The organism is Micromonospora sp. WMMD1155 (assembly GCF_029581275.1).
GTDB lineage: Bacteria > Actinomycetota > Actinomycetes > Mycobacteriales > Micromonosporaceae > Micromonospora.
In genome coordinates this window covers 3,896,354-3,909,449 of sequence record NZ_CP120742.1, presented here as the reverse complement: position 1 = coordinate 3,909,449, position 13,096 = coordinate 3,896,354, and the positions used below count along the sequence as shown (strand labels likewise).

Below are 13,096 nucleotides of genomic sequence, written 5' to 3'. Positions count from 1 at the left end.
GCACCCGCAGCTTGCCGCCAGGACGCACACTGGACGGCATGGATGACGAGCTGGCCATCTCCGTCCGGGGGCTGCGCAAGGCGTACGGCGACAATGTGGCGGTGGCGGGCGTGGATCTCGACGTGCGGCGCGGTGAGGTGTTCGCGTTGCTCGGCCCGAACGGCGCCGGCAAGACCACCACCGTGGAGATCCTGGAAGGTTACCGACGGCGGGACGCCGGCGAGGTCTCCGTGCTCGGCGCGGACCCGGCGAACCCGGACGCCGGTTGGCGTTCCCGGGTCGGCATCGTGCTCCAGGGCACCGGCGAGTTCGACGAGCTGACCGTGGCCGAGGTGGTCCGGCACTTCTCCGGCTTCTACCCGGACGCGGACGACCCGGACAAGGTGATCGAGCGGGTCGGGCTGGCCGGCAAGGCCACCGCCCGTACGCACACCCTCTCCGGGGGGCAGAAGCGCCGGTTGGACGTGGCGCTCGGCATCATCGGTCGCCCCGAGCTGCTCTTCCTCGACGAGCCGACGACCGGCTTCGACCCGGAGGCCCGGCGCGAGTTCTGGGACCTGATCCGCGACCTCGCCGCCGCCGGCACCACGATCGTGCTGACCACCCACTACCTGGACGAGGCGGAGGCCCTCGCCGACCGGGTCGGCGTGATCGCCGGCGGCCGGCTGGTCGAGGTGGCCGCGCCGAACCAGCTCGGCAACCGGCAGGAGGCCCTGGCGACGGTCTCCTGGCGTATCCCGGACGGGGCGCTGGAGAGCGTGCAGAGCGCGACGCCGACGGCCCTGGTCGCCGATCTGGCCGCGCGCCACGGCGGCGAGGTCCCGGGGCTCACCGTGACCCGGCCGACCCTGGAGGACGTCTACCTCACGATGATCGGACACGGACGATGACGACCACGACGAAGCCGGCGACGCCGGTCGCCGCGACCCCCGGCCGACGGCCGAGCGCCGGCGCGCTCGCAGTGCGCCAGGGCCGGCTGGAGATCACCCAGTTCCTGCGCAGCAGGGAGTCAGTGGTCTTCACGATGGGTTTCCCCATCATCATGATCCTGATCTTCGCGTCGATCTTCGACGGGACGATCGGCGGTGGGGTCAAGTTCACCCAGTACTTCATCACCGGCATGATCGCGACCGGCCTGATGACGGTGAGCTTCCAGAACCTCGGCATCTGGATCCCGGTCGAGCGGGACCGTGGGGTGCTCAAGCGGTACCGGGGCACGCCGATGCCGAAGTGGGTCTGGTTCGCCGGCAAGGTGATCATGGTGGTGGCGATCGGCATCGCCGAGACCGTGTTACTGCTGGCCGTCGCGGTGGCGCTGTTCGACCTCGACCTGCCGGGCACCGCCGGCAAGTGGTTCACCTTCGGCTGGGTCGCCGTGCTCGGCGTGACCGCGTGCACCCTGTGCGGCATCGCCATCTCGTCGCTGGCCCGCACCGCCCGCAGCGGCTCGGCGGTGGTCACCCCGGTCGCCCTGGTGCTCCAGTTCATCTCCGGGGTGTTCTTCGTCTTCACCGACCTGCCCACCTGGATGCAGCAGGTGGCGGCGCTGTTCCCGCTGAAGTGGATGTGCCAGGGGCTGCGCGCGGTCTTCCTGCCGGAGAGCTTCGGTGCGCAGGAGCCGGGCGGCTCGTTCGAGCTGGGACGGGTCGCGTTGGTGCTGGTCCTGTGGTGCGTGATCGGCGTGGTGCTCTGCCTGACCACCTTCCGCTGGACCACCAAGCGCGACGGCTGAGCGGCCGACCGGGGCGGGCCTCCGCCCCGGTCGGCACCGGTCAGTACGTGTAGAAGCCCTTGCCGGTCTTGCGGCCCAGGTCACCGGCCGTGACCATCCGCTGGAGCAGCTCCGGCGGGAAGAACTTCTCGTCGGCGGTATCGGTGTAGATGTTCTTCGAGGCGTTCAGCAGCACGTCCACGCCGGTCAGGTCGGTGGTGGCCAGCGGGCCCATCGCGTGCCCGAAGCCCAGGCGGCAGGCCGTGTCCAGGTCCTCGGCGGACACCACGCCGGACTCCACCAGCTTGACCGCCTCCATCACCAGGGCGGAGATCAGCCGGGTCGTGACGAAACCGGCGATGTCCCGGTTGACCACCACCACCGTCTTGCCGACCTCCTCGGCGAAGGTCCGTGCGGTGTCCAGCGTGGCATCGCTGGTCTTGTAACCGCGAACCAGCTCGCAGAGCTGCATCATCGGCACCGGGGAGAAGAAGTGGGTGCCGACGACCGCCTCGGGACGCTCGGTCACCGCGGCGATCTGGGTGACCGGGATGGCCGACGTGTTCGTGGCGAGCACCGCGTCCGACTTGCAGATCTTGTCCAGCGCCCGGAACACCTCGTGCTTGATCTCCAGCCGTTCGAAGACCGCCTCGACCACGATGTCCGCTTCGGCCGCCGCCTCCAGGTCGGTGGTCGGCGTGATCCGAGCCAGGGTCGTCTCGACGTCGGACGCCTCGATCCTGCCCTTCTCGGCGAACTTCTCCAGCGACTTCCGGATGCCGCCGAGCCCCCGGGTGGTGGCCGCGTCGTCCAGGTCGCGCAGCGTCACCTGCCAGCCCGCCTGCGCCGCCACCTGGGCGATGCCGGAGCCCATCAGCCCGGCCCCGACGACCGCGAGTCGACCCGCCATCTACTTCTCCCTCGCTGCGATTGAGTGCCTGACTGCACCCTAGTCCGCGAGCCTGAACGATGGCTAAGTGGCGTCGTGGGGCGGCCCCTCGGCCGTCCTCGGCCGCCCTCGGTCGTCAGATCTCCAGCGACGGTTCCTCCGGCGTTGTGCCCCGCTCGACCGCCACCCCGAGCGCCCGCAGGTCGGCGACGAAGTCCGGGTAACCCCTGTCGACGTGGTGCACGTGGGAGACCTCGGTGACCCCCTCCGCGCAGAGCCCGGCGATGATCAGCCCGGCGCCGGCGCGGATGTCGGTGGCCCGTACCGGCGCACCGGAGAGACGGTCCCGCCCACGGACCACCGCGTGGTGCCCGTCGGTCTTGATGTCCGCACCGAGCCGCATCATCTCGTTGGCGAACATGAACCGGCCGTCGAAGATGTTCTCGGTGATCAGGGAGGCGCCGTCGCTGACCGCCGCCAACCCGATCGCCATCGGCAACAGGTCGGTGGCGAAGCCGGGGTACGGCAGCGTCACGACGTCCACCGCCCGGGGCCGGTCGTCCATCCGTACCCGGAAGCCGTTCCCCCGCGTCTCGACCAGGCCGCCGGCCGCGACCACCTTGTCCAGCGCGACCTCCAGGTACGCCGGGTCGAGCCCGGTCACCGTCACGTCGCCCCGGGTCATCGCCGCCCCGAACGCCCAGGTGCCGGCGACGATCCGGTCCCCCACCGTGGCGTGCCGCACCGGATGCAGACCGGGAACCCCGGTGATCCGCAACGTGGACGTGCCCGCGCCGACGATCCGCGCGCCCATCTGGCTGAGCATCGTGCAGATGTCGACGATCTCCGGCTCCCGGGCCGCGTTGTCGATGGTCGTGGTGCCCTGGGCGAGCACCGCCGCCATCACCAGGTTCTCGGTCGCGCCGACGCTGGGGAAGTCCAACACGATGTCCGCGCCGCGCAGCCCGTGCGGGGCCGAGGCGATGACGAACCCGTGCTCACCGGAGATCTCCGCACCCATCCGGGTCAGCCCGGAGATGTGCATGTCCAGCCCACGCGAACCGATGGCGTCCCCGCCGGGGTGCGCCACCCGCACGTACCCCCGGCGGGCCAGCAGTGGGCCGAGCACGCAGATCGACGCGCGCAACCGGCGGACCAGGTCGTAGTCGGCGTCGGCACCCGGCTGTTCGGGCACGTCGATGGTCACCGAGCGGGACCGGGCGACCCCGCCCTGGGCGACCATCGGGTCGACCGGGTCGTCCGCGTCGAACCGGACGTCACAGCCCAGCCGGCGCAGCACCTCCCCCATGATCGCGATGTCGGTGATCCGCGGGACGTTCGTGATCACGCTGCGGCCGGGCGCGAGCAGCGCGGCGGCCATCAGCTTCAACGCCGAGTTCTTGGCACCGACCACGTGCACGGTGCCGGCCAACCGGGCGTCACCGTGCACCCTGATGACGTCGACGTCGTTGACCGCCGGGTCGCCCGCGTCGCCGGGGCCCACCACCACCGGCCAACCGGCGCCGCTGTCCGGCCGCGTCGGGATCGTCAGGTCGGGAATCCGTAGGCTGTGCGTCATGGCCGTCCACCTCACGCGCATCTACACCAAGGCCGGCGACGCCGGCATGACCAGGCTGAGCAACAACGAACAGGTGCCGAAGACCGATCCGCGCATCGCCGCGTACGCGGATGTCGACGAGTGCAACGCGGCGATCGGCGTCGCGATCGCGCTGGGCCACCTCGACGAGGAACTGCGGTCCGTGCTGGCGTCGGTGCAGAACGACCTGTTCGACGTCGGCGCCGACCTGTCCACCCCGGTCGAGCCGGAGCCGAAGTACCCACCGCTGCGGGTGACCGAGGAGTACGTCGAGCGCCTGGAGGGATGGTGCGACGAGTACAACGCGCGCCTGAGCAAGCTCGACTCCTTCATCCTCCCGGGCGGCACCGCTGGCGCGGCGTTGCTGCACGTGGCACGGACCATCGCCCGGCGAGCCGAACGGGCGGCCTGGGCGTTGGTCAGCCACGATCCGGAACGAACCAGCACGCTCCCGGCAAAGTATCTCAACCGGCTCTCCGATCTGCTCTTTATCCTGTCAAGAACGGCAAATCCGGCTGGAGACGTGCTATGGGTGCCGGGCGGCAAGCGCTGACCGTCGGCGCTGCGCACCACCTCGGGGTGTGGGTTCCCACTCTGACCGCTGCCACGCGTCATCGAAGCTGACTCCTGGACATGCCAGGCCGACCAGCGCAGACCGGCCCACGGGCGCCTTGAGGCCGACCGGCGCCTTCCGGCCGACCGGCGCCTTGATCGACTCCGGTTCCTTGATGTCGGGGTGTTCTACTGCCGGGGACACCCCGACATCAAGAAAGCCGAGTCGATCAACCCACGTGCGGGCGCGGCGGGCGGGCTGCCACGGGGAAAACCCCAAGCGCAACAGCGTCAGGCGGCCGGCCAGTCCTGGGAGGCCACACGTGGCGAGACCGCCCCCGGAGGGGCGGCCTCGAGCCAGGAGAGAAAGCCGGTGACCGTCGATCGCGCCATGGCGATCTCCACCGGTGCGTGGTGACTGGTACAGCGGAGGATCACCCAGTCGGCCGGCATGGAGAGCCGTTCCTGACCCTCCGGCAACCGACGGCGTTCCACCGCCAGCCCCTTGCGCGACAGCACCCGCTTGGGCCGGATCGCGAAGCTGAACATCCGGTACCAGCGCAGCTCGTCGTCGGCGAACCGGCCGAAGCCGGGCGACCAGCCACGTCCGTCGAGCATGGTGGAGACCCGGACACTGAGCCGGATGATGCCACCGCTACGGGTGACCAGGGCTCGCCGGACGAAGAGGATCAGGAGCGCGACGAGGATGAGGCCTACGCCGATCCCGAAACCTTCGACGATCTCCATCCCCGGTGTGACTCAGCGGCTCGGCGCGGAAACCGGGGTTGCGCTCTCGGCCAGCACGGTGACGCCGTCGGCGCTCACCGAGAGGAAGCCGCCAGCCACCTCGTAGGAGACCTGCTCGCCACCGGCGAGCTTGATGCGTACCTGGCCGGGCTCGGCGAGCTGGCCGAGCAGCGGCGCGTGACCCGGCAGGACACCGAGCTCGCCCTCGGTCGTCCGGGCGACGACCATCTCGGCCTCACCCGACCAGACCTTCTCCTCGACGGCGACGAGCTCGACGTGAAGCTGCTGTGCCACGCTGTCTCCTTGCTGCGGCTACGGATTGCCGAAAGTCTAGCCTGACGCCGAGGCGCGCCTGACGCGGGTGGCGACAACCGCGCCCCGACTACTTGGTCTTGTTCACGAATTCCGGGTGCTCCAGCAGGAACGGGTCGAGTTGCTCGTTGTGCAGGGCGGTGAAGAAGTCCGCGACCCCCTCCTGGAACTGCTCACCCAGGTACCTCTTGCCGTCGTACACCCCACCACCCGGAAGCTTGATCATCTCGATCGTGTTCGGGCGGATGTCCTTCAGGGCGAGCCCGAAGTCGACAACACTGTTGCCCCGACCGTTGAAGATCAACGACTGACCGGCGGCGCGGAGCACCTTGTCGAGCTTGACCGGGTTGGACACCACGTCGGCGCTGAACGCCTGGCCGACCATCGCCTTGACGAACTGCTGCTGGTGACGCTGCCGGCCGTAGTCCGAGTCGGGAACGCCGTTCTTCGGGTAACGCTGCCGCACGTAGTCCAGTGCCTGCCACCCACTCAGGTGCTGGTTGCCCTTCTTGTAGAGCGCCTGCGGGCCGATGTAGCCCTCACCGCGGGGGTTGCCCGGGCGAGCCTTGCCGTCCGGCTGCTTGTGCTCGGACCGCACGTCCCGCTCGATGTACATGTCGACGCCGCCCATGGCGTCGACGATCTTCTGGAAACCGCTGAAGTTGATGATCGCGCCGGCGTCGAAGCGCTTGATGCCCGTCACGTTCTGCACGGTGGTCGCCAGCAGCTCGAAGCCCCGGGCCGCGTCGGGGTTCTTGCCCGGGACCTTGCTGCCGTGGGACATGGCAGCGTTGATCTTCGTGGTCTCGCCCAGGAACTCGGCCTTCTTGAACGGCGGGATGCGCACGTAGAGGTCCCGAGGCATCGAGAACAGGTAGGCGCGGTCCATCGACGCCGGCACGTGCAGCACCATGATCGAGTCTGCCAGGGGCGCCGCCGTCGGCGTACGCGGGTCGATGCCGACCAGCAGGATGTTGAGCGGCCCCTTGATCTCGCTCTTCTTCGCCTGGGCACCCGCGGCCTGGTCGCCGAACAGGTCCGCCTTTCCGACGGCACCCTCGTAGCGAGCCATCAGCACCTCGGTGCCGACCAGGACGGCCCCACTGAGCACTGTCAGCACGGTGCCGAACACCGTGCAGATCTTGGCCCAACGCGGCACACCTCGCCAGACGGACGACCTGCGGCCACTCTTGCCGGCCTTACCCACGAGCATCTCCGTTCGTTACGCCCACGGGAGAAAGACGGGCGCACGTCGCCGAAAGGTTGCAAGGATCAACGCTCGTTCGGGTGAGCGCGGAACCGACCGTATCTCGGATTACTCGAAAGCGACGAGCACCAGTAACGGACCGCGACGATGGTAGGACGCGAACATGAACAAAAGACTGCCCCGGCATTGCCGGGGCAGTCTTTTTGTTACGGATCCGATCGGGCTGGTCAGCCCTTCATCAGCTCCTCAGCCTTCTTCTCAAGGTCTTCGAGGCCGCCGCACATGAAGAACGCCTGCTCGGGGAAGTGGTCGTACTCACCCTCGCTGATCTTGCGGAACGCCTCGATGGTCTCCTTGATCGGGACCGTCGAGCCCGGCACGCCGGTGAACTGCTCCGCCGCGTACGTGTTCTGCGACAGGAAGCGCTCGATCCGCCGGGCCCGGGCCACGGTGATCTTGTCTTCCTCGGAGAGCTCCTCGATACCGAGGATGGCGATGATGTCCTGCAGGTCCTTGTAGCGCTGCAGGATCCGCTTCACCTCGGTGGCGACCTGGAAGTGATCCTGGCCGACGAACTCCGGGGCGAGGATCCGGGACGAGGACGCCAGCGGGTCCACGGCCGGGTAGATGCCCTTGTCGGAGATCGACCGCTCCAGGTTGGTGGTCGCGTCCAGGTGGGCGAACGTGGTGGCCGGGGCGGGGTCGGTGTAGTCGTCCGCCGGCACGTAGATCGCCTGCATCGAGGTGATGGCCTGACCCCGGACGGAGGTGATCCGCTCCTGGAGCTCGCCCATCTCGTCGGCCAGGGTCGGCTGGTAACCCACGGCGCTCGGCATCCGGCCGAGCAGGGTGGAGACCTCCGAACCGGCCTGGGTGAAGCGGAAGATGTTGTCGATGAAGAGCAGCACCTCCTGCTTCTTCACGTCGCGGAAGTACTCCGCCATGGTCAGCGCGGAGAGCGCCACCCGCAGACGCGTGCCCGGCGGCTCGTCCATCTGGCCGTAGACCAGCGCGGTCTTGTCGATGACGCCCGACTCGGTCATCTCGGCGATGAGGTCGTTGCCCTCACGGGTGCGCTCACCCACGCCGGCGAAGACCGAGGTACCACCGAAGTTACGGGCGACACGGGTGATCATCTCCTGGATGAGCACCGTCTTGCCCACGCCCGCACCGCCGAACAGGCCGATCTTGCCGCCCTTGACGTACGGGGCGAGCAGGTCGATGACCTTGATGCCGGTCTCCAGCATCTCGGTCTTCGGCTCCAGGTCCGCGAAGGCCGGGGCCTTGCGGTGGATACCCCAGTGGTCATCCGGGGTGAGGGTCTCGCCCTCGGTGAGGTTGAGCACCTCGCCGATCGCGTTGAACACGTGGCCCTTGACCGCGTCGCCCACCGGAACGGTGATCGGCGAACCGGTGTCACGAACCTCCGCGCCGCGAACCAGACCGTCGGTCGGCTGCATCGAGATGGCACGGACCAGGTTGTCACCCAGGTGCTGGGCGACCTCCAGGGTCAGCGTCTTCTCACCGCCGGACAGGTTCACGGTGACGTTCAGGGCGTTGAACAGGGCCGGCATGGCGTCGCGCGGGAACTCGGCGTCGACGACCGGGCCGATGACCCGGACCACGCGACCCGTGGCCGTCTTGGTCTCTACTGGGGCAGTCATCACACTTCACTTCCCGACGCGGCCAGCGCGTTGGCGCCGCCGACGATCTCGCTGATCTCCTGGGTGATCCCGGCCTGGCGGGCCGAGTTCATCTCACGCGTGTACTTCTCGATCATCTCTTCGGCGTTGTCCGTGGCGCTCTTCATCGCCCGCCGCCTCGCCGCCGACTCACTCGCCGCCGACTCGATCAACGCCGCGTAGATCCGCGTGTTGATGTACCTCGGCAGGAGCGCGTCGAGCAGCGCCTCTGCCTCCGGCTCGAACTCGTACGCCGGCAGCAGCCCCTCGGAGCGCGGCCGGTCCTCCACCTGCATCGGACCGATGACCTTGGTGACCGGGTTCTGCGTCATCAGTGAGTGGAACTCGGTGTAGACGATGTGCAACTCGTCCACGCCCAGCACGCCGTCCGCACCGGCAGCGCCGTCGACGTCGTCCGCACCGGCGGTGAACGCCTTGATCAGCGTCTCACCCACAGCACGGGCGTCCTCGAACGACGGCTGCTCGCTGAAGCCGGTCCAGTTCGCCTCGATCGGCCGGTCGCGGAACCGGTAGAACCCGACGCCCTTACGCCCGATGACGTAGAGCACCGGCTCCTTGCCGTCCGCCCTGAGGCGAGCGATCAGCGACTCGGCCATCCTGATCGCGTTGGAGCTGTAACCGCCGGCCAGGCCACGGTCGCTGGTGACCACCAGGACGCCGGCCCGCCGCACCCGCTCGCGCGGGGTGAGCAGCGGGTGGTCGATCCGGGCGTTGGACGCCAGCGCCGTGAGCACACCGGTGATGGCCTGGGCGTACGGCAGGGACGCCTGCACCCGGGCCTGAGCCTTGGCGATCCGGCTCGTCGCCACGAGCTCCATCGCCTTGGTGATCTTCTTCATCGACTTCGCCGAGCGGATCCGTTGACGAAGAACGCGTACCTGGGCCGCCATCAGATCAGCTCTCGGCCGGGCGGTCGGTCGCGCCGTCGCGGAAGCGGGTCACCGTCTCGCGGTTCTCGTCGCCCTCAAGCGGAGCGGCCGGCGCGTCGTTGACCCGACGGTCGTCCTCCTTGTTGAGGAAGACCTGCTTGAACTCGGTGATCGCCGTGTCCAGCGAGTTGACGATGTCGTCGCCCCACTGGTTGTCGGCGATCCCGGCCAGCACACCCTCGTGCTTGTGGCGCAGGTACTGGAGGAACTCCGCCTCGAAGCGCCGGATGTCACCCACCGGGATGTCGTCCAGCTTGCCCTCGGTGCCGGCCCAGACCGAGACGACCTCTTCCTGCACCGGGTACGGCGAGTAGTTCGGCTGCTTGAGCAGCTCGACCAGCCGGACACCGCGCTCCAGCTGGGCCCGGGAGGCCTTGTCCAGGTCGGACGCGAAGGCGGCGAACGCCTCCAGCTCGCGGTACTGGGCCAGGTTGAGCCGCAGCGAGCCGGCGACCTTGCGCATCGGCTTCACCTGGGCGGCGCCGCCGACCCGGGAGACCGAGGTGCCGACGTTGATCGCCGGACGAACGCCCTGGTTGAACAGGTCGGTCTCCAGGAAGATCTGACCGTCGGTGATCGAGATGACGTTGGTCGGGATGAAGGCCGAGATGTCGTTGGCCTTCGTCTCGATGATCGGCAGACCGGTCATCGAGCCGCCACCCAGCTCGTCGGAGAGCTTCGCGCAGCGCTCCAGCAGGCGGGAGTGCAGGTAGAAGACGTCACCCGGGTACGCCTCACGGCCCGGCGGGCGACGCAGCAGCAGCGACACGGCCCGGTACGCCTCGGCCTGCTTGCTCAGGTCGTCGAAGACGATCAGGACGTGCTTGCCGCCGTACATCCAGTGCTGCCCGATGGACGAGCCGGTGTACGGGGCCAGGTACTTGAAGCCGGCCGGGTCGGACGCGGGCGAGGCGACGATGGTCGTGTACTCCATCGCGCCCGCCTCCTCCAGCTGCCCCTTGATCGAGGCGATGGTGGAGGCCTTCTGGCCGATGGCGACGTAGATGCAGCGAACCTGCTTCTTCGGGTCGCCGGTGCGCCAGTTGTCCCGCTGGTTGAGGATGGCGTCCAGGGCGACCGTGGTCTTGCCGGTCTTCCGGTCACCGATGATCAGCTGCCGCTGGCCCCGACCGATCGGGGTCATCGCGTCGATGGCCTTGATGCCGGTCTGCAGCGGCTCGAACACCGACTGCCGGGCCATCACGTTCGGAGCCTGCAGCTCCAGCTCGCGGTACCCCTCTTCGGCGATGTCGCCGAGGCCGTCGATCGGCTGGCCGAGCGCGTTGACCACGCGGCCGAGGAAGGCGTCACCGACCGGAACCGAGAGCACCCGGTCGGTGCGCTTGACCCGCTGCCCCTCCTCCAGCTTGGCGGAGTCACCGAGGACGACGACGCCGATCTCCCGCACGTCGAGGTTCAACGCCACGCCGAGCGTGCCGTCCTCGAACTCCAGGAGCTCGTTGGTCTTGGTCGAGGGCAGGCCCTCGACGTGGGCGATACCGTCACCGGTGTCGGCGACGGTGCCGACCTCCTCGCGGGAGACGTCGGACGAGTAGGAGGAGACGTAGCGCTCCAGGGCGCCGCGGATCTCCTCCGTCGAGATGGTCAGCTCGGCCATCCTCTGCTTCCTTAAAATTCAGGGGCCCGGGATACCTAGTACCAACCGGTCCGAATGGCGTCTGTCAATCCGGGCGCTGGGCGGCGGTGCCGCCCGGATGCGCTGGGCGGCACAACCGCCCCGACACTGGGCGGCTGAACCGCTCAGCCGCTGGGCGGCGGAGCCGCTCAGCGCTTCGCGAGCGCGTTGCGGGTCTCGTTGAGGCGGCGCAGGATGGTGCCGTCGTACAGGTCGGAACCGACCCGGACGCTCACGCCACCGAGAACGGCGGGGTCGACCGTCTGCTTGACGGACACCTCTCGACCGTATATCGCGGTGAGGCTCGCACCCAGCCGACGCTCGTCCTCGTCACTCAACGGGGCCGCGACGGTCACGTACGCCACCTGCCGGTCACGCCGGTCGGCGGCCAGCTCGACCAGCCGGGTGAGCGCCCCGCTGAAGGAGCGTCCCCCGAACCCGCCGATCGCCGCCTCGACGAGGCGGACGGTGACCGGGCGGGCCTTGTCGGCGAGCAGCTCACGGGCCAGGGTGGCCCGCTGCTCGACCGGAGCCACCGGGTCGGCGAGCGCGTTGCTGAGCGCCGGCTGACCGGTCACCACCTGGCCGAAGCGGAACAGCTCGTCCTCGACCTCGCCCAGCTCGCCGGCCTTGTCGGCGCTGGCCAGCAGCGCCTCCACGCCGAGGCGCTCGGCGCCGTCGAGCAACTCCGACGGTGCCGACCAGCGGCCGGAGACCAGCGAGACGAGCAGGTCGAGCGCGTCCGCGCCGATCCGCCCACCCAGCATGTCGCCGAGCAGCGCCCCGCGATCCTCGCCGGACCGGGCCGGCTCGGACAGCGCCCGGCGCAGCCGCGGCTCACGCCGCAGCAGCCCCGCCACGGAGAGGATGGCGTCGGCGGTGGAGGTCACCGCCGACGGCTCCGCGCCGCGGACGTACGCGTCGAGGCGCTCGGCCGCGATCTTGTACGACTCCCGGCTGGCGGCCTGCATCAGCGGGCCCCCGTGCTCTCGAGACCGCTCAGGAACCGGTCGACGGTGCCCTTGCGCCGTGCCTCGTCGGCCAGCGACTCGCCGACGATCTTGCTGGCCAGGTCCACCGCGATGGTGCCGACCTCCGCGCGCAGCTCACGCACGATGGTGGCCCGCTCGGCGGCGAGCGCGTCCTTGCCGGCCTGGATGACCCGGTCGGACTCCTCCCGCGCCTTGGCGAGGATGTCCTGCCGGATGCCCTCGGCGTCGGCCCGAGCGTCGTCACGGATCTTGGCGGCGTCGGTCCGGGCCTCGGCGAGCTGGGCACGGTACTGCTCGAGCAGCTGGTTCGCCTCGGCCTGGGCGGCCTCGGCGCGCTTGATGCCGCCCTCGATCGCGTCGACCCGAGCCTGGAACGTCTGCTCCATGCGCGGGAAGACGAACTTCATCAGCACGAAGCAGAGCACGGCGAAGGCCACCGACCCGACGACGATCTCCTGCCAGAGCGGGACGATCGGGTTGTGGGTGGACTCACCACCCTCAGCGGCGAGGAAGTACATGGTTACCTCCCGGTCTAGGGGCGGGATCAGCCGGCCCAGATGAAGCCGAAGGCGATGCCCAGCAGCGCCAGCGCCTCGATGACGGCGAAGCCGATCCAGACGTACGGCAGGGTCATCCGGGACGACTCCGGCTGGCGGGCGGTCGACTGGATGTAGGCGGCGAAGACCAGGCCGACGCCGATGCCCGGGCCGATGGCCGCGAGGCCGTAGCCGATGGCGGCGGTGCTGCCCTCTACCGCGGCGAGAACGCTAGCGTCCATTGGTGTGGTTCCTCCTGGTTATCACGCGTGACTCTCACGCGGG

The 13,096-nt window shown here is 69.2% G+C and carries 14 protein-coding genes; 3 read left to right on the top strand and 11 right to left on the bottom strand.

Annotated features, from left to right (window positions below):
* The first annotated feature begins 38 nt into the window (after nt 1-38).
* Nucleotides 39-890: an ABC transporter ATP-binding protein gene (locus tag O7617_RS17940; protein WP_282256931.1), complete on the top strand. Its 852-nt coding sequence runs from the start codon at nt 39-41 to the stop codon at nt 888-890.
* Nucleotides 887-1,732 carry an ABC transporter permease gene (locus O7617_RS17935; protein WP_282256930.1) on the top strand — a complete coding sequence of 282 codons (846 nt, stop codon included), beginning with the start codon at nt 887-889 and terminating at the stop codon, nt 1,730-1,732. The genes O7617_RS17940 and O7617_RS17935 overlap by 4 nt, the downstream gene beginning before the upstream one ends.
* 40 nt (nt 1,733-1,772) lie before the next feature.
* Here O7617_RS17935 and O7617_RS17930 read toward each other — a convergent pair whose 3' ends face one another.
* Both O7617_RS17930 and murA read right to left on the bottom strand, forming a co-directional pair.
* On the bottom strand, nt 1,773-2,621 hold the full coding sequence (locus O7617_RS17930) for a 3-hydroxyacyl-CoA dehydrogenase family protein (RefSeq protein WP_282256929.1): 849 nt from the start codon (nt 2,619-2,621) through the stop codon (nt 1,773-1,775).
* 115 nt (nt 2,622-2,736) lie between these two features.
* Entirely contained in the window at nt 2,737-4,179 is a 1,443-nt protein-coding gene (gene murA / locus O7617_RS17925) for a UDP-N-acetylglucosamine 1-carboxyvinyltransferase (protein WP_282256928.1), read from the bottom strand.
* Here murA and O7617_RS17920 point away from each other — a divergent pair.
* Nucleotides 4,178-4,750: a cob(I)yrinic acid a,c-diamide adenosyltransferase gene (locus O7617_RS17920; RefSeq protein ID WP_282256927.1), complete on the top strand. Its 573-nt coding sequence runs from the start codon at nt 4,178-4,180 to the stop codon at nt 4,748-4,750. The two genes, murA and O7617_RS17920, sit on opposite strands and share 2 nt — an antisense overlap.
* Before the next feature lie 290 nt (nt 4,751-5,040).
* Here O7617_RS17920 and O7617_RS17915 read toward each other — a convergent pair whose 3' ends face one another.
* From O7617_RS17915 to O7617_RS17875, 9 genes are all read right to left on the bottom strand, one after another.
* Nucleotides 5,041-5,496, bottom strand: coding sequence for a DUF2550 domain-containing protein (locus O7617_RS17915; RefSeq protein WP_282256926.1), 456 nt, complete (start codon nt 5,494-5,496; stop codon nt 5,041-5,043).
* Between the two features lie 12 nt (nt 5,497-5,508).
* Nucleotides 5,509-5,790, bottom strand: a complete 282-nt coding sequence (locus O7617_RS17910) for a F0F1 ATP synthase subunit epsilon (RefSeq protein WP_278141402.1) — start codon at nt 5,788-5,790, stop codon at nt 5,509-5,511.
* An 88-nt stretch (nt 5,791-5,878) separates the two neighbouring features.
* Nucleotides 5,879-7,021, bottom strand: coding sequence for an LCP family protein (locus tag O7617_RS17905; protein WP_282256925.1), 1,143 nt, complete (start codon nt 7,019-7,021; stop codon nt 5,879-5,881).
* A 221-nt stretch (nt 7,022-7,242) separates the two neighbouring features.
* Nucleotides 7,243-8,679: a F0F1 ATP synthase subunit beta gene (gene atpD / locus O7617_RS17900; protein WP_282256924.1), complete on the bottom strand. Its 1,437-nt coding sequence runs from the start codon at nt 8,677-8,679 to the stop codon at nt 7,243-7,245.
* A complete protein-coding gene (locus O7617_RS17895) occupies nt 8,679-9,608 on the bottom strand; it encodes a F0F1 ATP synthase subunit gamma (protein ID WP_282256923.1) in 930 nt (309 codons plus the stop codon). Before O7617_RS17895 ends, atpD begins: the two co-directional genes overlap by 1 nt.
* 4 nt (nt 9,609-9,612) lie before the next feature.
* Nucleotides 9,613-11,265, bottom strand: coding sequence for a F0F1 ATP synthase subunit alpha (gene atpA / locus O7617_RS17890; RefSeq protein WP_282256922.1), 1,653 nt, complete (start codon nt 11,263-11,265; stop codon nt 9,613-9,615).
* A 167-nt stretch (nt 11,266-11,432) separates the two neighbouring features.
* Entirely contained in the window at nt 11,433-12,254 is an 822-nt protein-coding gene (locus O7617_RS17885) for a F0F1 ATP synthase subunit delta (RefSeq protein ID WP_282256921.1), read from the bottom strand.
* A complete protein-coding gene (locus O7617_RS17880) occupies nt 12,254-12,793 on the bottom strand; it encodes a F0F1 ATP synthase subunit B (RefSeq protein ID WP_282256920.1) in 540 nt (179 codons plus the stop codon). Before O7617_RS17880 ends, O7617_RS17885 begins: the two co-directional genes overlap by 1 nt.
* A 26-nt stretch (nt 12,794-12,819) precedes the next feature.
* Nucleotides 12,820-13,053, bottom strand: coding sequence for an ATP synthase F0 subunit C (locus O7617_RS17875; protein ID WP_030488047.1), 234 nt, complete (start codon nt 13,051-13,053; stop codon nt 12,820-12,822).
* Nucleotides 13,054-13,096: the final 43 nt, after the last annotated feature.

Bases quoted from the DNA above. Each gene is read 5' to 3' on its own strand.
- O7617_RS17915 (WP_282256926.1), bottom strand. From the start codon at position 5,496: ATGGAGATCGTCGAAGGTTTCGGGATCGGCGTAGGCCTCATCCTCGTC.
- O7617_RS17940 (WP_282256931.1), top strand. From the start codon at position 39: ATGGATGACGAGCTGGCCATCTCCGTCCGGGGGCTGCGCAAGGCGTAC.
- O7617_RS17935 (WP_282256930.1), top strand. From the start codon at position 887: ATGACGACCACGACGAAGCCGGCGACGCCGGTCGCCGCGACCCCCGGC.
- O7617_RS17895 (WP_282256923.1), bottom strand. From the start codon at position 9,608: ATGGCGGCCCAGGTACGCGTTCTTCGTCAACGGATCCGCTCGGCGAAG.
- O7617_RS17885 (WP_282256921.1), bottom strand. From the start codon at position 12,254: ATGCAGGCCGCCAGCCGGGAGTCGTACAAGATCGCGGCCGAGCGCCTC.
- murA (WP_282256928.1), bottom strand. From the start codon at position 4,179: ATGACGCACAGCCTACGGATTCCCGACCTGACGATCCCGACGCGGCCG.
- atpD (WP_282256924.1), bottom strand. From the start codon at position 8,679: ATGACTGCCCCAGTAGAGACCAAGACGGCCACGGGTCGCGTGGTCCGG.
- O7617_RS17875 (WP_030488047.1), bottom strand. From the start codon at position 13,053: ATGGACGCTAGCGTTCTCGCCGCGGTAGAGGGCAGCACCGCCGCCATC.
- O7617_RS17920 (WP_282256927.1), top strand. From the start codon at position 4,178: ATGGCCGTCCACCTCACGCGCATCTACACCAAGGCCGGCGACGCCGGC.
- O7617_RS17930 (WP_282256929.1), bottom strand. From the start codon at position 2,621: ATGGCGGGTCGACTCGCGGTCGTCGGGGCCGGGCTGATGGGCTCCGGC.
- atpA (WP_282256922.1), bottom strand. From the start codon at position 11,265: ATGGCCGAGCTGACCATCTCGACGGAGGAGATCCGCGGCGCCCTGGAG.
- O7617_RS17880 (WP_282256920.1), bottom strand. From the start codon at position 12,793: ATGTACTTCCTCGCCGCTGAGGGTGGTGAGTCCACCCACAACCCGATC.
- O7617_RS17905 (WP_282256925.1), bottom strand. From the start codon at position 7,021: ATGCTCGTGGGTAAGGCCGGCAAGAGTGGCCGCAGGTCGTCCGTCTGG.